Source organism: Streptomyces flavochromogenes (assembly GCF_000717595.1).
Lineage (GTDB): Bacteria > Actinomycetota > Actinomycetes > Streptomycetales > Streptomycetaceae > Streptomyces > Streptomyces flavochromogenes.
On the sequence record NZ_JNZO01000043.1, the window covers coordinates 31,774 to 48,506 of the forward strand.

The window sequence follows — 16,733 nt, forward strand, 5'->3', positions numbered from 1 at the left end:
CCGCTCACCACTGTTCCCCGCTCACCACTGTCGTCCTCCCGCGTCTCTCGGGCCGGACAGTACGTCCGCGGCCGCCTGCTGGTAACGCAGTACGGCCTGTTCCGCGACCCGCAGATCGCAGGGCGCGCTCCACAGCATCCGGCGGGCCGCGTCGTACCGCTCCACGAGCAGCGGGTCCTCCGCCGCGCCGAGCCGCGCCACCTTCGCCTTGTACGCGTCGAGCCTGCCGCGCAGCTCGGCCCTGACCGCGAGCGGGGCCGTGACCGCGGTCAGCGACTCCCGGGCCCGCAGCAGTTCGTCCTCCGCATCCCGCTCCAGGGACTCCAGGAGCGGGGAGAGCCGGTGCCACTGGGCGTGCCTGCGGTACTCGGCGGCCGCCACGAGCCGCTCCTGCAGCACGATCGGCGGCCCGCTGACGGCCGGCACCTCGGAGGCGGCGATCTTCGCGAGGACCTCGCCGCGCGCGGCCCGCGCCTCGGCGAGCGTCCGGTCCGCCCGCGACAGCACGTCCCGCAGCCGGAGCAGCCGGTCCTCGGAGTCCTGCCGGACGGCGAGCACCGCCTCGATCTCGCGCCGGATGTCCTCCAGGGCCAGGGCCGCCCGGTCGTACCGCTCGGTGTCGGGGCGGCCGCCGCCCGGCGCCGAACTCCCGGTCGCCGGGCGCCAGAAGGCCAGCGGATCGGTGACGACCTGGGAACGCAGCGCGGTCAGCTCGGCGGTGATGTCCTCCAGCTCGTCGCCGGCCGGGTGCTCCCCGGGCCGTACGCCGACCGAGTGCGCGAGCGAACGCGTCCGCCCCAGCTCGGCGGCGAGGAGGTCTATCCGGGCGGGCAGCGCCGACCAGACCGCGTCGGCGGTCACCACCACGTCCAGCGAGGACGCGTACAGCTCGTTCATCCGCCGGACGAGGCCCTCCAGGGTGAACCGCTCGGTGAGGAGCCCCTGTTCACCCGCACCGCCCGCCACGTGGACGCTCTCGCCGCGCAGCCGGTCGGTCAGCTCCGCGAGCTCCTCACGGCCGGGCCAGCGGCGCCGGGCGCGCACCTCGCGGGCGTCCCTCAGGGCGCCGGTGTACACGTCGAAGCAGCTCCAGAGCAGGGTGATGGTCCGCTCGGTCGCCACCCAGCGGTCCCGGGTCGTGCCGGTCAGCTCCGCCCCTTCGAGCAGCCTGCGGCCCGCGTGGTCCTGGAGCGCGAGGAGCGAGTCCTCGACCGCTTTGTGCTCGGCTCCGAGGCGCGCCAGCGCACGGTCCACCTCGTCCCGGTCCATCACCGGCCCAGGGGGTCCCGTGACGCCCATCGATCACCTCTTCCTCTCCGTGTACAGGGCTGCTTGTACGGGCGTGTCCGGCGCTACTTGTACAGGGGGGCGGGCGGCCCGGTTATCCCGGGCAGGTCCTTCTCCAGCCACGTCCTGTACGCCTGCTGCCAGGGGCCCTGGCGGTAGCCCACGAGGACCTGATTGACCCGGCGGACCAGGTCGTCGTTGCCGAGCTTGGCGGCCACGCCGTAGAACTCGGTGGTGAACGGGACGCCCTTGAGCTCGACCGCCGGGTCCTGGGCGGCCTGGCCGGCCGCCAGGGCGTTGTCGGTGACGACGGCGTCGACCTCGCCCATCTGGAGCCTGGCCAGGCAGTCCAGCTGATTGGGCACGGTCAGCAGGTCCTTGTCGTTCCTGGTGCCGTCGGCCTCGTCCTTGAAGAGCGCGCCGAAGGACTTCTCCTCCAGGGCCTCGTAGGCCGTGGAGCCCTCGGCGGTGCAGACCCGCTTGCCCTTCAGCGAGGTGTCGTAGCCGGTGATGTCCGTGGCCAGCTTGGGGGCGAGGACCTGCTGTCCGGCCTGGAAGTAGGCGGTGGAGAAGGCGACCTGCTGGATCCGCTTGCAGTTGATCGTCATGGTGCGCACGACGAGGTCGACCTTGCCGCTGTCGAGGGCGGCGATCCGCTGGTTCGTGGGGATCGCCCGGAAGATGACGGCGTCCGGGCTGCCGAGGATGTCCTCGGCGATGGCCCGCGCCAGATCGATGTCGAAGCCTTCGAGGGCGCGCGTCTCCGGGTTGCGGTAGCCCCAGCGGTAGCTGGACTGGTCGACGCCGACGACGAGCTTCCCGCGCTTCTTGATCGCCTCGATGGACGGGCCGTCCGACGCCGAGGGAGTGAGGGAGGCCCAGGGCTTGTCGCAGGTGTCCGCCTTGACCTGGACCCCGGTGCCGATGCCGGGCCCCGGCCCCGCGATGCCGGGCACGGCCGCCGCGTCGCTGCCGTCGTGGGCCAGCGGGAGCAGGGTGAGCGAGGCGGTGAGCCCGCAGGCCACGGCCATCGCGGCCACGCCGCCCCAGCCGCGGAAGCGCTGCGCCGTCCGCCGCACCAGCGGGTACGTGCCGTTCGGCATCCCGCCCCCTCTCACCGGTACTCCGACAGTCTGCGGTTGATGCCGAGCACGGCGCCCGCCGCGCCCAGTATCCCGAGGGCCAGCGCGCCGAGCGGCAGCGCCGTCAGCGCGTCCCTGGCATCCCCGGCGGCGCGGGTGAACTCGGTCTGCTCGTGCGCCAGGGCACGGTCCAGGGCGGCGTCGACCTGGTCGAAGGACTGGCCCGTCGAGTCCTCGGGGCCGACGATGCGGCCGAGCGCGCCCTCGAAGTCGCCCGCATCGTCCTTGCCGCGGGCGTCCTTGTGACGCTGCTTCCACTCCGCCGTACGCGAGGCGGCCTCGTCGACGGGGACGCGGCCGGCGTCGTCGTCGGCCCGTTCCCGCGCCGTGGCGAGCGCGTCCGTCAGGGTGTCCGTGCTCGACGTGTACTCGGCCTCGTACTTGTCGCTCTTGCCGTCCTCGGTGAGGACGGCGCCCCGGGCGACCAGGGTCAGGAGCTCGTTGGCGCGGGCCGTGAGGGAGCCGATCCGGGCCGTGTTGAGGGCCTGGAGGGACTCCTGTCCGTGCGTGCGCGCGTTGTCGAGGCCGCTGCGGGCGACGGTGTGCGCGGCGAGCAGCCAGAGCAGCACGGTCAGCGTGGCGGCGGTGGCGGCGAGCAGCCCGTGGTTGAAGACCCGGTTCGTCCGCGCGTAGGTGCGGCGCTGGGCCCAGAACAGGACGGCGAGGGTGAGGAGTCCGAGGCCCAGGGCGAGGAACGGCCAGGTGCGGGCCGACTCGTCGTCCTCGTGGAGCCGTACCGTCTCGGCCTCGTAGAGCCGCTCGGCGGCGGGCAGCAGGATGCTGGTCATCTGCTGGTTGGCGTACCGCAGATAGGCCCCGCCCAGCGGGAGGCCCTGCCGGTTGGCGGCGCGGGCGCGCTCGATCAGGCCCGTGTAGCGCGGGAGCTGTTCGTTGAGGGTGGCGATCTCGCGGGCCGACTCGCCCGAACCGTCCGTGCTCGCGGCGGCCTTGACGAGCAGTCGGGCGGCGGTGGCGATGTCCCGGTCGTACCGTGCGCGGGACTCCGCGGGCTCCAGGGTGCCCGCGAGGAAGCCGCCGGCGGCGGTGGTGTCCGCGTCGGCCAGGGAGCGGTAGATCGCGGCGGCGTCCGCCGACAGCGGCTGGCTGCGGCTGACGACGTCGTCGGCGGCGGTCGTCCGGTCGCCGACCTGGAAGGCGGTGACGGCCCCGAACGCGACGACGAGCAGCGCGAGAACGGCCCCGAGGATCTGGAGCCGGCCCGGCTCGGTCGTCGTGGCGACCCGCAGCCGCTCCCGCCCCACGGCCCAGGCGCTCTGCCCCGCGGGCGGGGCGGCGCCCGGCGCGGGCGACGGCTGCGCGGGCACGCCGGCCGGGCGCGCGGGCGCCTGCGCCGTGCTCCGCGCCGCCGGGGCGGCGGGTGCGTTCGGCGGGTGTGTCACGTGACCTCCCCCTGGTCGCCGACTTCGGCCGGTCCGGCCTGCAGTATGGCCGCAGGGGGCCGTCCGCACACCGGGATTGACTGGATCTTGTTCTTATCGTGCCGCATGCCCCCGGCACGTCCGCGGGCCAACCCCCCACTTCGAGGGGCGAATCCCCCCACTCTGAATACGTCGTCCGGCCGTGATCGGTTCCGTATCGGACATCGCTCGAACAGGTGAACATGCCTGCGGGGCGCCTCCCCCGGCAGAGGAGACGCCCCGCGACCACACCCCCACGGGCCGCTCAGGCCCCGTAGTGCTCCCGCAGCCGGGCCGCCGCCTCCGGCCCCGCCGCCACCTCGTCCAGGGCGAGCAGCCCCGCCCCGAGGACCGGCGGCGCCGTCACGAAGCCGATCACCGCCTTCGGCGCCCGCTCGGCGAGGAGTTCACGGATCCTCTCCTCCAGCTGCGGATGCCGCGCGGCGAGCACGCTGCCGCCCAGCATCACCGGCGCCTCCTCGTCCAGGAGCCCGAGCCGCCCGAGCGCGACCGCCGACAGCGCGACGACCTCCTCGGCGAGCCGGTGCACCAGCGACAGCGCGACCGGGTCGCCGTCCGCGCTCACCCGGAACAGGACCGGCGTCAGCTCGTGCCGCCGCTCCAGGGGCACAAGACCCAGGTGCAGCGCCTCGATCAGCGCGTACATCGTCTCCAGACCGAAGTGCGCCGGCAGCGCACGGGCCAGCTCGGACGGCTCGCCGCGGCCGTCCTCGGCGCGCGCCGCGAACCAGAGCGCCTCCTCGGCCATGCCGCTGCCGCCGCCCCAGTCACCGGAGAGCTTGCCGATCGCGGGGAAGCGCGCGGTCCGGCCGTCCGGGGTCATCCCGACACAGTTGATGCCCGCCCCGCACACCACCGCGACACCGCGCGGCTCGTCGAGCCCGGCCCGCAGTATGGCGAAGGTGTCGTTGTGCACCCGCACCGACCGGCTCCAGCCCCTGCGCAGCAGTTCGGCCTGGAGGGCGGTCTCCTCGACGGGCAGGTCGGCGTTGGCGAGACACGCCGCGACATGGGCGAACGCGGGGGAGACGCCGGTGCCGCCGGCCTCCTCCCACGCCCGCCCGACGATCTCCGCCAGGGCGTCGACGGCCGTCTCCACCCCCACCACCGGCGGCTGGAACCCGCCGCCGCGCGCCGCGCCGAGGACGGTGCCGTCCGGGGCGAGGACCGCGACGTCGGTCTTGCTGTTCCCCGCGTCGATCGCGAGGAGGACGCCGTCCAGGTTCACGCCCACGCGAGGTGCTCCCGGTTGTGTGCGATCAGCCGGTCGGTGAGCCCGTCGGCGTACGCGTACTGACCCACCAGCGGGTGCGCGAGCAGCGCCTTGAACACCCGGTCCCGGCCGCCCCGCAGCGCCGCTTCGAGCGCCAGGGCCTCGTAGGCCGTGACGTTCGCGACGAGACCGGCGTACAGCGGGTCCAGCGGGGCGACCGGCAGCGGCGCGGCACCGTGGGCGCCGACCGCGGCCTGCGTCTCGATGACGGCGTCGTCGGGGAGGAACGGCAGCGTGCCGTTGTTGTACGTGTTGACCACCTGGTACGGCGAACCGCCGCCGCCGAGCAGGGATGCCGCCAGGTCCACGGCCGCCTCCGAGTAGAAGGCGCCGCCGCGCTTGCCGAGCAGGGCCGGCTTCTCGTCGAGCGCCGGATCCCCGTACATCTCCAGGAGTTCCTTCTCCATCGCGGCGACCTCGGCGGCCCGCGAGGGCTTGGTGCCGAGCTCCCGGACGACCTCGTCGTGCGCGTAGAAGTAGCGCAGGTAGTACGAGGGGACGACGCCGAGCCGGTCCAGGACGGGGCGCGGCAGCCGCAGGTCGTCGGCGATCGCGTCGCCGTGCTCGGCGAGCAGCCGGGGCAGCACGTTCTCGCCCTCGGGGCCCCCGACGCGTACGGCACGCTCCCAGGTCAGGTGGTTGAGCCCGACGTGGTCCAGGTGGACCTCGGACGGGGCGACGCCGAGGAGCCCGGCGAACTTCCGCTGGAAGCCGATGGCCACGTTGCACAGGCCGACGGCCTTGTGGCCGGCCTGGAGCAGCGCGCGCGTGACGATGCCGACCGGGTTGGTGAAGTCGATGATCCAGGCGTCCGGGTTGGCGCGGCGGACCCGCTCCGCGATGTCCAGGACGACCGGGACCGTGCGCAGCGCCTTGGCGAGACCGCCGGCGCCGGTGGTCTCCTGGCCGACGCAGCCGCACTCCAGCGGCCAGGTCTCGTCCTGTTCGCGGGCGGCCTGCCCGCCGACCCGCAGCTGGAGCAGGACGGCGTCGGCGCCCTCGACCCCGGCGTCGAGGTCGGAGGTGGTGGTGATCTTTCCCTCGTGGTCCTGCTTGGCGAAGATCCGCCGGGCGAGACCGCCGACCAGGTCGAGCCGGTCCGCGGCCGGGTCGACGAGGACGAGTTCGGTGAGGGGCAGGGTGTCGCGCAGCCGCGCGAATCCGTCGATCAGTTCGGGGGTGTAGGTGGAACCGCCCCCCACGACAGTGAGCTTCATGGTGTGAGTCAGCCCTTCACTCCGGTCAGTGTGACTCCCTCGACGAACGCCTTCTGGGCGAAGAAGAAGACGAGGATCACAGGGGCCATGACCAGGACGGTCGCGGCCATGGTCAGATTCCAGTCGGTGTGGTGCGCGCCCTTGAAGGACTCCAGGCCGTAGCTGAGCGTCCAGGCACCCGGGTTCTCCGAGGCGTAGATCTGCGGCCCGAAGTAGTCGTTCCAGCTGTAGAAGAACTGGAAGAGAGCGACGGCGGCGACACCGGGCTTCGCCATCGGGAGCACGATTCGGATCAGGGTGCGGAACTCTCCGCAGCCGTCGATCCTCGCGGCCTCGACGTACTCGTTCGGGATGGTCAGCAGGAACTGGCGCAGCAGGAAGATGGCGAAGGCGTCACCGAAGGCCATCGGGATGATGAGCGGCCACAGGGTGCCGGACAGGTCCATCTGCTTGGCCCAGAACAGGTACATCGGGATGATGATCACCTGCGGCGGCAGCATCATCATCGAGATGACGAGCAGCAGCGACAGATGCCGGCCGCGGAAGCGGAACTTGGCGAGCGCGTACGCCACGGGTATCGACGACACCACGACGAGGACGGTGCCGAGGCCCGCGTACAGCAGGGAGTTCCGCCACCAGGTGAGGAAGCCCTCGACCTGGAAGACCTTGACGTAGTTGTCCCAGTGCCAGGAGTTCGGCGTCAGGTCCCGGGTGAGCGCCTGCTGGTCGCTCATCAGGGAGGTCAGGAAGACGAAGACGAACGGGAGCACGAAGAACAGGGCTGCGGCGACGCCGAGCGAGTGCACGGCGATCCAGTGCAGCAGCGCCTTGCGGCCGGCCCGCTTCCGAGCGGGGCTCGGCGTGCGGTTCTCCGCGGCGCGGGCGGGAGCGGTTGCGGTCGTCATGTGTCAGTCACCCGAGCCGATCAGGCCGCCGCGCCGACGCATCAGGAGCGCGGTGAAGGCCATGGAGAAGGCGAAGAGCACCAGGGCCACGACGCAGGCGGCGCCGTAGTTGAACTGGCTGAAGCCGAGGCTGTAGACGAGCTGCGGGAGGGTCAGCGTGGAGTCGTCCGGGTAGCCGGGCTGGAAGGTCGCGCCGGAGCCGCCCATCACGCCCGAGGCGACCTTGGAGGCCACGATCGGCTGCGTGTAGTACTGCATCGCGCCGATGATCCCGGTGACGACCGCGAACAGCACGATCGGCGAGATGTTCGGCAGCGTGATGTAGCGGAACCGCTGCCACGCGGACACGCCGTCGAGCTCGGCGGCCTCGTACTGCTCCTTCGGTACGTCGAGCAGCGCGGCCATGAAGATGACCATGAGGTCGCCGACGCCCCACACGGCGAGGACGGTGAGGGCCGGCTTGGCCCAGTCCGCGTCGTTGAACCAGGAGGGGGCGGGGATGCCGACCGCCTCCAGGAGCGAGTTGACCGGGCCGGTACCGGGGTTGAGCAGGAAGACGAAGGCGAGCGTGGCCGCCACCGGCGGGGCCAGGTAGGGCAGGTAGAAGAGGGTGCGGAAGATCCCGGCGCCCGACTTGATCTTGATGATGAGCATGCCGATGCCGAGGCCGAAGACCACCCGGCAGGAGACCATCACGACGGCCAGCCAGAGGGTGTTCTGCATCGCCGGCCAGAACTTCGGCAGGTCGGAGAAGACGTACGTCCAGTTCTCCACGCCCCGCCAGGTCGGCGGGTTGAGGCCGTCGTACCGCATGAACGAGAAGTACAGCGTGGAGACGAGCGGATAGGCGAAGAAGAAGCCGAATCCGATCAGCCAGGGCGACATGAACGCCAGGGTGCGGAGCGCGTTGCGCCGGCGCTTGGACCGGAGCGTGTTCCGTCCTCCGGGGGAGGCGGCGGCCGGGGCGGCCGCCTCCTTCGCGGGCAGGGTGTCCGTGCTCATGGGTGGGTTCCGGCCGTCACTTCGTCGCGGCGATGTCGCGGTCGATCTGCGCCGCGGTGTCCGCGAGGGCCTTCTTCAGGTCCGGGACCTGGCCCTTCTCGTACTTGTGGGCCAGCGCGGAGAGGGTCTCCTGGTAGCTGGCGCCGTTCACGGCGCCGTCCATGGTGGTGGACTCGGGGTGCCGGGCGATCTCCAGGAAGGTCTTGAAGCGCGGGTCGAACTTCAGGTTCGGGGACTTCAGCGCCTCCAGGGTGGAGGGCACGTTGCCGATGTCGTTGGCGAAGCCGACCACGGCGTCGGTGTCCGTGGTCATGTACTTGACCAGCTCCCAGGCCGCGTTCTGCTTCTTGCTCTGCGGGGCGATGCCCATGATCGTGCCGGAGAGGTAGCCCTTGCCGTACTCGGCGATCTCGTCGTCGGCGACGGGCATCGGCGCGACGCCGACGTCGAAGCTCACGTTGGCCTTCTTGACGAAGTTCAGCCGCCATTCGCCGTCCAGCTGCATGGCGACCTGACCGGTGTGGAAGGGGTGCTTGGCGCCCCACTCGTCACCGAAGGTGGTGCGGTACTTGTCGAGCTTCTGGAACCCGCCCAGGGAGTCCACCAGGGACTTCTGGTACGTCATCATCTCGGCGAACGCCGGGTCCTTCGCGACGGTCGACCGACCGTCCGCGTCGAAGTACCCGTTGTGCTTCCACTGCGACATGTAGTGCTCCACGACGGTCTCGTAGCCGAGGTAGTTCGGCATGAAGCCGAGCTGCTCGTAGGAGTCACCCTTGGGCTTGGTGAGCGTCTTGGCGACCTTGGCGAACTCGGACCAGGTCTTCGGCGGGGCCTCGGGGTCGAGACCGGCCGCCTTGAAGGCGTCCTTGTTGTAGTAGAGGCCGTACGCGTCGGAGAGCAGCGGCAGCGAGCAGCGCCTGCCCTCGAACTGCGTGTACTCCTGGAGGACCTTCGGGAAGACCTTGTCGAGGTCCAGCTTGTCCTTCTCGATGAAGGGCTTGAGGTCCGCGAGCGCGCCCGAGGAACAGAACTTGCCGACGTTGGAGGTGGTGAAGGAGGAGACGACGTCGGGCCCGTTCGACCCGCCCGCGCGCAGCGCCTGGCCCAGCTTGTCGTCGTTGATGCCGCCGACGACCTTCACCTTGATGTTCGGGTGCGCCTTCTCGAAGCGGGCGACGTTGTCCGTGATCGCCTTCACCTCGGCGGGGTCCAGCCAGCCGTGCCAGAAGGTGATGGTGGTCTGGGCCTTGGGGTCGTCGGAGGCCGCGTTGTTCGCGGAGCCCGTACAGGCCGAGGCGAAGAGGGCTATCGAGGCGGTGGCGGCGAGCGCTGCGGCTGCTCTGCGCGGACGTACGGGCATGACGGTGTCTCCCTGTGGCGGAGGCTTACGGGGGAAGGGGAACGTGTGGGGCGGTCGGTGGGTCAGCGCGAGGTGTCGAAGACCTCGGCGCGCGTGGTGGCGAGGGCGCTTTCGAGGGCGCCGCGCAGTACGGGGCGCCGGGGAACGGCGGCGAGGACCAGCCGTGGCCGGGAGGCGGCGAGGTCGGCGAGTTCGGACTGCACGCGCGCGCGGAGGGGTTCGCCGCCGGCGACGAGGACGTCACCGGACAGCACGATGAGTTCGGGGTCGAGGACGGCGACGATCGAGGAGAGTCCGATGGCGACGCGCTCGGCGTACCGGTCGAGCAGCTCCGCGTACCGGGGGTCCTCGCCGTGCGCCTCGACGGCGTGCGCGAGCAGCCCGCTCGCGACCGCCACGTACGGCTGCTCGGGGGTGTCGATGCCGATGGCGCGGGCGATCCGGGGCACGGCCTGGACGCCGGCGAGCTCCTGGAAGCCGCCGGAGTTGGCCTTGGTGACCTGCCGTACGAGCGGGGTGCCGGGCACGGGCAGGAAGCCGACCTCGCCGGCGCCGCCGGTGAAGCCGCGGTGCAGCCGCCCGCCGAGGACGAGGGCGGCGCCGAGGCCCTCCTCGTTCCACAGCAGGACGAAGTCCGTGTGACCGCGGGCCGCGCCGACACGCTGCTCGGCGACGGCGACGAGGTTGACGTCGTTCTCGTACTCGAACGGCATCGGCAGGACGGCGGCCAGCTCCTCCAGGAGCGTGGGGGAGTGCCAGCCGGGCAGGTGGGAGGCGTACCGCAGGCGTCCGGTGGCCGGGTCGAAGGCGCCGGGGGTGCCGATGACCAGGCGCCGGACGTCCTCGCGGGTGATCCCGGCCGCCTTGACGGCCCCGTCGAGGGCGTCGGTGACCTGGCGGACGACGCCGGAGGCGGCGCGGCCGGGGGTGCGGAGCTCGTACTCGCCGACGATCTCGCCCGCGATGTCGGTGACGGCGGCGTGGATGCGGAACGGGTTGACGTCGAGTCCGGCGGCGTACGCGGCCCGCGCGTTCACCGCGTAGAGCTGGGCGTTCGGTCCGGGCCGGCCCGCGGTGGTGCCGGTGGCGACGACGAGACCGGCCGCTTCGAGGCGGGCGAGCAGCTGGGAGGCGGTCGGTTTGGACAGGCCGGTGAGCTTGCCGATCCGGGTCCGCGAGAGGGGGCCGTGCTCCAGGAGCAGGTCCAGGGCGGCGCGGTCGTTCATGGCGCGCAGCACGCGTGGCGTGCCGGGGGTTCCCGGAGTCGTACCGGCCATGAGGTCGCACCTGCCCTTCGGTTACTGGTCGGGCCATTCTGCTGCCTCGCGGCGGCCCGTCTCTCCGACTCCACTGTTAGGAAAGTTTCCTATTCGGTGGGAGGAAAATAAGGCGGCCGTCACGGGGCCGTCAATACCCGGGCACGCGAGACGCCCCCGAAGGCAACCAAAGCGTTACCTGCGGGGGCGTCGCCCACGCGCGCGTTCCTCCTCGCGGAGGCCCCGTCTACTTGTTGAGGTCCGCCTTCGGCAGCGGGGTCGCCGCCGCCGACTGCGGCGAGGTCGCCGAGGCGAAGGCCGACGGCGCCGCCATGCCCGCGGTCGGGTCGGCGGCCGACTCCTCGGCCTGCGCCGGAAGCCCGCCCACGATCCGGATGCCGGCCCGGTCCAGGCCCTGCTTGATCCGCCAGCGCAGCTCGCGCTCCACGCCCAGCGCCTTCCCCGGCATCGTCTTCGCCGAGACCCGGACGGTCATCGAGTCGAGCAGCACCTCGCTGAGACCGAGCACCTCCACCGGACCCCAGAGGCGCTCGTTCCACGGCTCCTCCTTGGCCATGGACTCCGCCGCCTCGACGATCACGGACCTCACCCGGTCCAGGTCCTCCGTCGGCCGGACGGTCACGTCCACGCCCGCCGTCGCCCAGCCCTGGCTCAGGTTCCCTATCCGCTTGATCTCGCCGTTGCGCACGTACCAGATCTCGCCGTCCACGCCGCGCAGCTTGGTCACCCGCAGACCGACCTCCACGACCTCGCCGGAGGCCACGCCCGCGTCGACCGAGTCACCCACGCCGTACTGGTCCTCCAGGATCATGAAGACACCCGACAGGAAGTCCGTCACCAGGTTCCGCGCGCCGAAACCGATGGCCACACCGGCCACACCGGCCGAGGCGAGCAGCGGCGCCAGGTCGATCTTGAAGGCGCCCAGGATCATCAGCCCGGCCGTACCCAGGATCAGGAACGAAGCCACCGAACGCAGCACCGAACCGATCGCCTCCGAGCGCTGGCGCCGGCGCTCGGTGTTGACGAGGAGACCGCCGAGGGCGGTCCCCTCCACCGCCTGCGCCGAACGGTTCATCCGCTCGATCAGCTTCGTCAGGGCCCGCCGGACGGCCATCCGCAGAAGCAGCGCGACGATCAGGATCAGCAGGATGCGCAGGCCCGTGTTCAGCCAGGTGGACCAGTTCTCCTCCACCCAGCTCGCCGCGTTCGTGGCCTTCTCCGCCGCCTCGTCGAGGGTCACCGGAATGGGCTCGGGTTCGGTGGCAGCCGCAAGGGCGGACCAAGACACGGGAGGACCTCCAGGCATCGCGTACGCAGACCATCCACAGTAACGGGGCGTCGGACATGGTCCCGTTGCTCTGTTCGAGGGAGAGACCGACCTCACCCGGGCAAAGAGTAAGGAGACATGCCGATGTGGTCGAGAACACGCCGGGCCCGTCACCCCGATCCCGGTACGTGGTGGCGTTCCGACCAGGCATGAGGAGAGACTGAGAGCAGTTCGTCCCGGCGCGAGCCACGCGCCGCCGGCGTCATAGGAGGCATCCGTGCCGCATGTCCTGGTCCTCAACGCGTCGTACGAGCCGCTCGGCGTCGTACCGCTCCGCCGCGCACTCGTCCTCGTCCTGGAGAACAAGGCTCTCTGCCTCGAGGAATCCGGCGCCTTCCTGCACAGCGAGACCCAAGTCGTCCCCGCGCCCAGCGTGGTGCGACTGAAGCGCTTCGTGCGGGTCCCCTACCGGGGGCCCGTTCCCTTGACCCGCAGAGCCCTCTTCGCACGAGACGGCGGGCGCTGCATGTACTGCGGGGGCGTCGCGACCAGCGTCGACCACGTCATCCCCCGCAGCCGCGGGGGCACGCACGCCTGGGAGAACGTGGTGGCGGCCTGCCGCCGCTGCAACCACGTCAAGGCCGACCGGCACCTGCGCGAGATCGGCTGGCGGCTGCGCCACCAACCGGCCCCGCCGACCGGCCTGGCCTGGCGGATCATCGGGACCGGACACCGGGACCCCCGCTGGCTGCCGTACCTCCAGCCGTACGGCGCCGAGGATGTGATGGCCCGGATCGACTCCGTCGCCGACGCCCCCGTGAGGGCGCTGACGACGGGTTGAGCCGGGCCTTTCGCGTCCGTACGCGGAACCACGCGCGTACGGACGCGGGGTCGGGTACGGCACGGGAGCGGCGTGCCCCTCAGGGGGCGGGCCGCTCCTCGGGCGTGCCCTCCGACGCCTCGTCCGGTGCCGTGCCGGCGGCCTCGGTCGGCGGCTGCGCCGGCTTCGGGGCCGGCTGAGCGGGCCGGTCCGGCTGCTGCTGCCCGGCCACCGCGTAGGTCTCCACCGACCAGAGCGAATAGCCGTACTGCGTCGCCCGCGCGTCGCCCTGCACCCGCAGGAACCGCGTGTCCGCCGCGTCCATCCGCACCGACTCCCTGCCGCCCCGGCCCTCCGCGACCGTCGCCGCCGTACGCCACACGCGCCCGTCGGCCGAGACCTGGACCCGGTAGCGGGAGGCGTACGCGTCCTGCCAGTGCAGCACCACCTGCCCTATCCGGGCCGGCTCCGGCAGTTCCAGCTGCCACCAGGCGCCGTCCTCCGCCGGCGAGGACCAGCGGGTGGCCGGATCGCCGTCCACCGCCAGGGCGGCCGGGAAGTCCGGCGTCTCGTCGCCCGAGGAGGAGGCCGTCGCCGTCCGCGCCAGATCGGGGCCTGCCGTACGGGGGAAGGCCCGGACCGTCAGCACCCGCTCCTCGCCCGCGAACGACACCGGCACCCGATACGTGCCCGCGTGCGCGTCCGGCGCCACCGACACCTCCAGGGGCACCGTCGACCGGGCACCGCGCTCGACCACCGCCTGCTCCGGCAGCGTGACCGTGATCCCCTTCGGGGCCTTCGCCGTCAGCGGCCCCCGCACCTCGCCCGCGCGCAGACCCGACAGCTCCACGTCCACCCGCTGGGCCGGGCCGCCGATCTCCGCGTCCGTCTCCGTCCGGGCCAGGTCGAGCGCCGCGCGCGGCCCGTCCGCGAACCACGGCACCAGCGAGCGCACCGCGGGCGCCGGCCCGTCGCCACTCCACACCACCCGCAGCGCCTCCGCCCGCAGCCCCTTGAGCTCGGCCTGCGTCCAGCCGGACGCGGACAGCGGGCCGAGCGACCGCCAGCCCTCGCCCTCGACGTACGCCTCCACGCGCGCGTCGCGCGGGTCCCCGGCACCCGGATCCGTCATCACCGTCAGGGCCTCCACGGGCCGTGCCCGGTCGAGCCGCACGGTGTACGAGTCGGTGGCGCGGTCGGCACGCGCCTTCGCCGTCCGGTCGGCGCCGGTCCAGGCCTTCGCCCGGTCCACCGCGCGCGTGAGGAACGGGTCGAGCACCCCCGCGCCGACGGTCACCCGGCCGGCCGAGAGGTCCTTCCGCAGCGACTCCAGGCTCAACTGCGCCCGCCAGGCCGCGGCCCCGTCACCGGCCTCCTGGGCGACCAGCATGTCGACCGCCGTCTCGCCCGCCCGGCCGTACCGGGACAGCCGATCGAGCCAGGGGCCGGTCTCGTCGTCGAGGGTGCCGCCGGCGGCGCCCGAGAGCCGCCCGGGGGCCTCGCGCATCACGGTGAACGCGGCCCGCAGCTCCCGCGCCGCCTTCTCCCGCCCGGGGTCCGCACCGGTCCCCGCGCTCGTGCGGGAGGCCCAGAAGGCCGCCAGGAGGGGCTTCAGGTACGCCGATTCGGCCGCCGGGTCGAGCACCGACGAGGCGCCGTTCCCCACGAGCGCCCGCAGCGCCTCCCGGGCGGCCGGCTCCGGGCCCGCGAGGTCCTCGACGGCCGCCCGCCAGGACTCCTCCGGCCGGTAGCCGCGCGGGTTCCAGGCGTAGTCGGCGGTGGTGAAGAGCGGGACGCGGGAGGCGGCGGGCTGCTCCATCGCGAGCGCGAGGAAGGCCGCGGAACCGGCGGCCACGGCCGGCTCCCGGCCCGTCGCGGGGCCGAGGAACAGCCGGTCCTGCGCGTAGTCGTTGACCGGGTAGTTGTCCATGGTGACCAGCGGATGCCGCAGGGCGGCCCGGGTCCGCGCCAGCTCCCCGCCGGTGATCGAGCGCGGTACGACACCGACGCCGGTCCACGCCACCCGCACGTCCGCGTCGAGCGCCTCGCCGAGCCGGGTGCGGTAGGCGGTCGCACCGTCCTGGTAGTACTCCGTCGGCATCACGGTCAGCGGCTCGGCGTCCGGATACCGCTCGGCGAGGTGCCGGGCCACCGTGTTCGCCACGCGCGCGTGGGCGGCGGCCGCGGCCTCGGGGCCCCGCCCGAAGGTGTCGGCGTCCCGGTCGCAGTGCCACTCGTCGTACGAGGCGTCCTGGAACTGGAGCTGGAAGGAGCGCACCCCGAGCGCCCACATCGCGTCGAGCTTCCGCGTCAGCGCCGCCATGTCACCGCCCGAGGACAGGCACATGGACTGGGCGGGCGCCACGGCCCAGCCGAGCGTCACATGATTGGCGCGGGCCCGCTCCGCGAGCGCCCGGAACTCGGCCTGCTGCGCGGCCGGGTAGGGGTCGCGCCACTGCACGCCCCGGTACGGGTCGTCGCCGGGCGCGTACAGATAGCGGTTCTGCTTGGTCCGGCCCAGGAAGTCGATCTGGGCGAGACGCTGTTCGGCCGTCCAGGGCGTCCCGTAGAAGCCCTCGGTGATCCCGCGCTCGGCCGTGCCCGGCCAGTCCCGCACGACGACCCCCGGGATCTCCCGGCCGCCGCCGAGGAGCTGACGCAGCGTCTGCACGGCGTGGAACACCCCGTCGCCGCCCACCCCGTCCAGGACGACCGTGTCCCGGCCCCCGAGGCGGCCCGTGGCGAGCCGGTAGCCACCGCGCGGCAGATCGAGCCGGTCGGGCACCCGCAGGGCGCTCAGCGCGTCCTCGGCGGCTTCGCCCGAGGGGCCCGCGACCCGGAAGAGCGGCCCACGGCCCGGGAGCCCGGTGTGGACGGTCCGCACCCCGGCGGCCCGCAGCAGCTCGCGCAGGGCGGCGAGGGCGTACGGATCGGCGTCGGCGTCCGCGAGCAGCGTCACCTCGTCGCCGAGGGACACGGCGGGTCCGGCGGCGGTCAGCGACTGCGGACGCGGCCAGACGGCGGGCACGCGCGCGGAGGCCGCCTCCGCGGATCCGGCGGAGGGGGCGGTGGTCGAGGAAGCCGGGGAGGCGACCGGGGTGCCCGGCGCCGTCGGAACGCCCGGCGTCGCCGGGGCGGACGGCGCCGTCGGGGCGAACGGCGCGGCCTTCGCGCGCTCGTTCGGCGACGCCCCCGGGACCGCCTGCGCCGAGCCCGGCACCGCCCCGCCGAGGAGGCCGCCGATGACGGCGGCGGCGACGGCCGTCGCGGTGCGCCTGCTGCGCCCGAGGTGCCCGAGGTGCACGGGGGTCTCCCTTCGGCCGGGGCCACCGGCCGCTCGCCGGTTTGGTCACGAGTGGGTCACGAGCCCACCACCCGTCGCACTGAGGTGTCAATGCACAGGGCCGATGTGTCGCCTTTGCCCGGCGAGCCGTCGGCGAGGTGACGTCACTTCGCCACTTTCCGCCGGTAAAACGAGGTGCGGTGGGTAGGGCTCAGTCGTTACCCAGGTCCCACCAGTCGAGACGAATCGGGAGACCCCCGTGACCACGACCGCCCCGCACCTCGGACGGATACGGATTCCGGAGCAGCCGGCCAGGACGGACGAACCGCTGACCAGCGAGCCGCCGCTCCCCGACGCCGCGCCCCTCACCAGCGAGCCGCCGCTGACCGTGGCGGCTCCCCTCACCAGCGAACCCACCGCCCCAGGAAGTGCGGGCACGGAGTCCCCCGGAGTGTGAA

Annotated in this window: 13 protein-coding genes; 2 read left to right on the forward strand and 11 right to left on the reverse strand. The window is 72.8% G+C overall.

From position 1 onward, the window contains the following. Window positions 1-21 precede the first annotated feature (21 nt). From IF00_RS0136795 to IF00_RS0136840, 10 genes are all read right to left on the reverse strand, one after another. Entirely contained in the window at window positions 22-1,299 is a 1,278-nt protein-coding gene (locus IF00_RS0136795) for a coiled-coil domain-containing protein (RefSeq protein WP_030325815.1), read from the reverse strand. Window positions 1,300-1,352: 53 nt separating this feature from the next. Then, window positions 1,353-2,390 carry a glutamate ABC transporter substrate-binding protein gene (locus tag IF00_RS0136800; RefSeq protein WP_051820799.1) on the reverse strand — a complete coding sequence of 346 codons (1,038 nt, stop codon included), beginning with the start codon at window positions 2,388-2,390 and terminating at the stop codon, window positions 1,353-1,355. A gap of 11 nt (window positions 2,391-2,401) precedes the next feature. Next, complete coding sequence (locus tag IF00_RS0136805) at window positions 2,402-3,829, reverse strand: hypothetical protein (RefSeq protein ID WP_030325819.1); 1,428 nt, start codon at window positions 3,827-3,829, stop codon at window positions 2,402-2,404. Between the two features lie 283 nt (window positions 3,830-4,112). Next, the gene (locus IF00_RS0136810) at window positions 4,113-5,102 is read right to left on the reverse strand and encodes an N-acetylglucosamine kinase (RefSeq protein WP_030325821.1); all 990 of its coding nucleotides are present in this window, start codon (window positions 5,100-5,102) and stop codon (window positions 4,113-4,115) included. Next, window positions 5,093-6,358, reverse strand: coding sequence for a 6-phospho-beta-glucosidase (locus tag IF00_RS0136815; protein WP_030325823.1), 1,266 nt, complete (start codon window positions 6,356-6,358; stop codon window positions 5,093-5,095). Before IF00_RS0136815 ends, IF00_RS0136810 begins: the two co-directional genes overlap by 10 nt. A gap of 8 nt (window positions 6,359-6,366) precedes the next feature. Further along, window positions 6,367-7,263: a carbohydrate ABC transporter permease gene (locus IF00_RS0136820; RefSeq protein WP_030325825.1), complete on the reverse strand. Its 897-nt coding sequence runs from the start codon at window positions 7,261-7,263 to the stop codon at window positions 6,367-6,369. A 3-nt stretch (window positions 7,264-7,266) separates the two neighbouring features. Further along, a complete protein-coding gene (locus IF00_RS0136825; RefSeq protein WP_030325826.1) occupies window positions 7,267-8,265 on the reverse strand; it encodes a carbohydrate ABC transporter permease in 999 nt (332 codons plus the stop codon). A gap of 16 nt (window positions 8,266-8,281) precedes the next feature. Next, window positions 8,282-9,628 (reverse strand): ABC transporter substrate-binding protein, encoded by a 1,347-nt coding sequence (locus IF00_RS0136830; protein WP_030325828.1) that lies wholly within the window; start codon window positions 9,626-9,628, stop codon window positions 8,282-8,284. 62 nt (window positions 9,629-9,690) lie between these two features. Then, window positions 9,691-10,905, reverse strand: coding sequence for an ROK family transcriptional regulator (locus IF00_RS0136835; protein ID WP_030325838.1), 1,215 nt, complete (start codon window positions 10,903-10,905; stop codon window positions 9,691-9,693). A 226-nt stretch (window positions 10,906-11,131) separates the two neighbouring features. Then, complete coding sequence (locus IF00_RS0136840) at window positions 11,132-12,211, reverse strand: mechanosensitive ion channel family protein (protein ID WP_030325840.1); 1,080 nt, start codon at window positions 12,209-12,211, stop codon at window positions 11,132-11,134. Window positions 12,212-12,449: 238 nt separating this feature from the next. Here IF00_RS0136840 and IF00_RS0136845 point away from each other — a divergent pair, with 238 nt between their 5' ends. After that, complete coding sequence (locus tag IF00_RS0136845) at window positions 12,450-13,013, forward strand: HNH endonuclease (RefSeq protein WP_030325842.1); 564 nt, start codon at window positions 12,450-12,452, stop codon at window positions 13,011-13,013. Window positions 13,014-13,092: 79 nt separating this feature from the next. Here IF00_RS0136845 and IF00_RS0136850 read toward each other — a convergent pair whose 3' ends face one another. After that, window positions 13,093-16,296, reverse strand: a complete 3,204-nt coding sequence (locus tag IF00_RS0136850; protein WP_078945000.1) for a beta-N-acetylglucosaminidase domain-containing protein — start codon at window positions 16,294-16,296, stop codon at window positions 13,093-13,095. A 238-nt stretch (window positions 16,297-16,534) separates the two neighbouring features. Between IF00_RS0136850 and IF00_RS0136860 the strand changes: the two genes are divergently transcribed. Continuing rightward, window positions 16,535-16,732, forward strand: a complete 198-nt coding sequence (locus IF00_RS0136860) for a hypothetical protein (protein ID WP_030325844.1) — start codon at window positions 16,535-16,537, stop codon at window positions 16,730-16,732. Window position 16,733 lies beyond the last annotated feature (1 nt).

Excerpts from the sequence above, each read along its gene's own strand:
- IF00_RS0136815 (WP_030325823.1), bottom strand. The coding sequence starts at position 6,358 with ATGAAGCTCACTGTCGTGGGGGGCGGTTCCACCTACACCCCCGAACTG.
- IF00_RS0136830 (WP_030325828.1), bottom strand. The coding sequence starts at position 9,628 with ATGCCCGTACGTCCGCGCAGAGCAGCCGCAGCGCTCGCCGCCACCGCC.
- IF00_RS0136835 (WP_030325838.1), bottom strand. The coding sequence starts at position 10,905 with ATGGCCGGTACGACTCCGGGAACCCCCGGCACGCCACGCGTGCTGCGC.
- IF00_RS0136840 (WP_030325840.1), bottom strand. The coding sequence starts at position 12,211 with ATGCCTGGAGGTCCTCCCGTGTCTTGGTCCGCCCTTGCGGCTGCCACC.
- IF00_RS0136825 (WP_030325826.1), bottom strand. The coding sequence starts at position 8,265 with ATGAGCACGGACACCCTGCCCGCGAAGGAGGCGGCCGCCCCGGCCGCC.
- IF00_RS0136820 (WP_030325825.1), bottom strand. The coding sequence starts at position 7,263 with ATGACGACCGCAACCGCTCCCGCCCGCGCCGCGGAGAACCGCACGCCG.
- IF00_RS0136800 (WP_051820799.1), bottom strand. The coding sequence starts at position 2,390 with ATGCCGAACGGCACGTACCCGCTGGTGCGGCGGACGGCGCAGCGCTTC.
- IF00_RS0136795 (WP_030325815.1), bottom strand. The coding sequence starts at position 1,299 with ATGGGCGTCACGGGACCCCCTGGGCCGGTGATGGACCGGGACGAGGTG.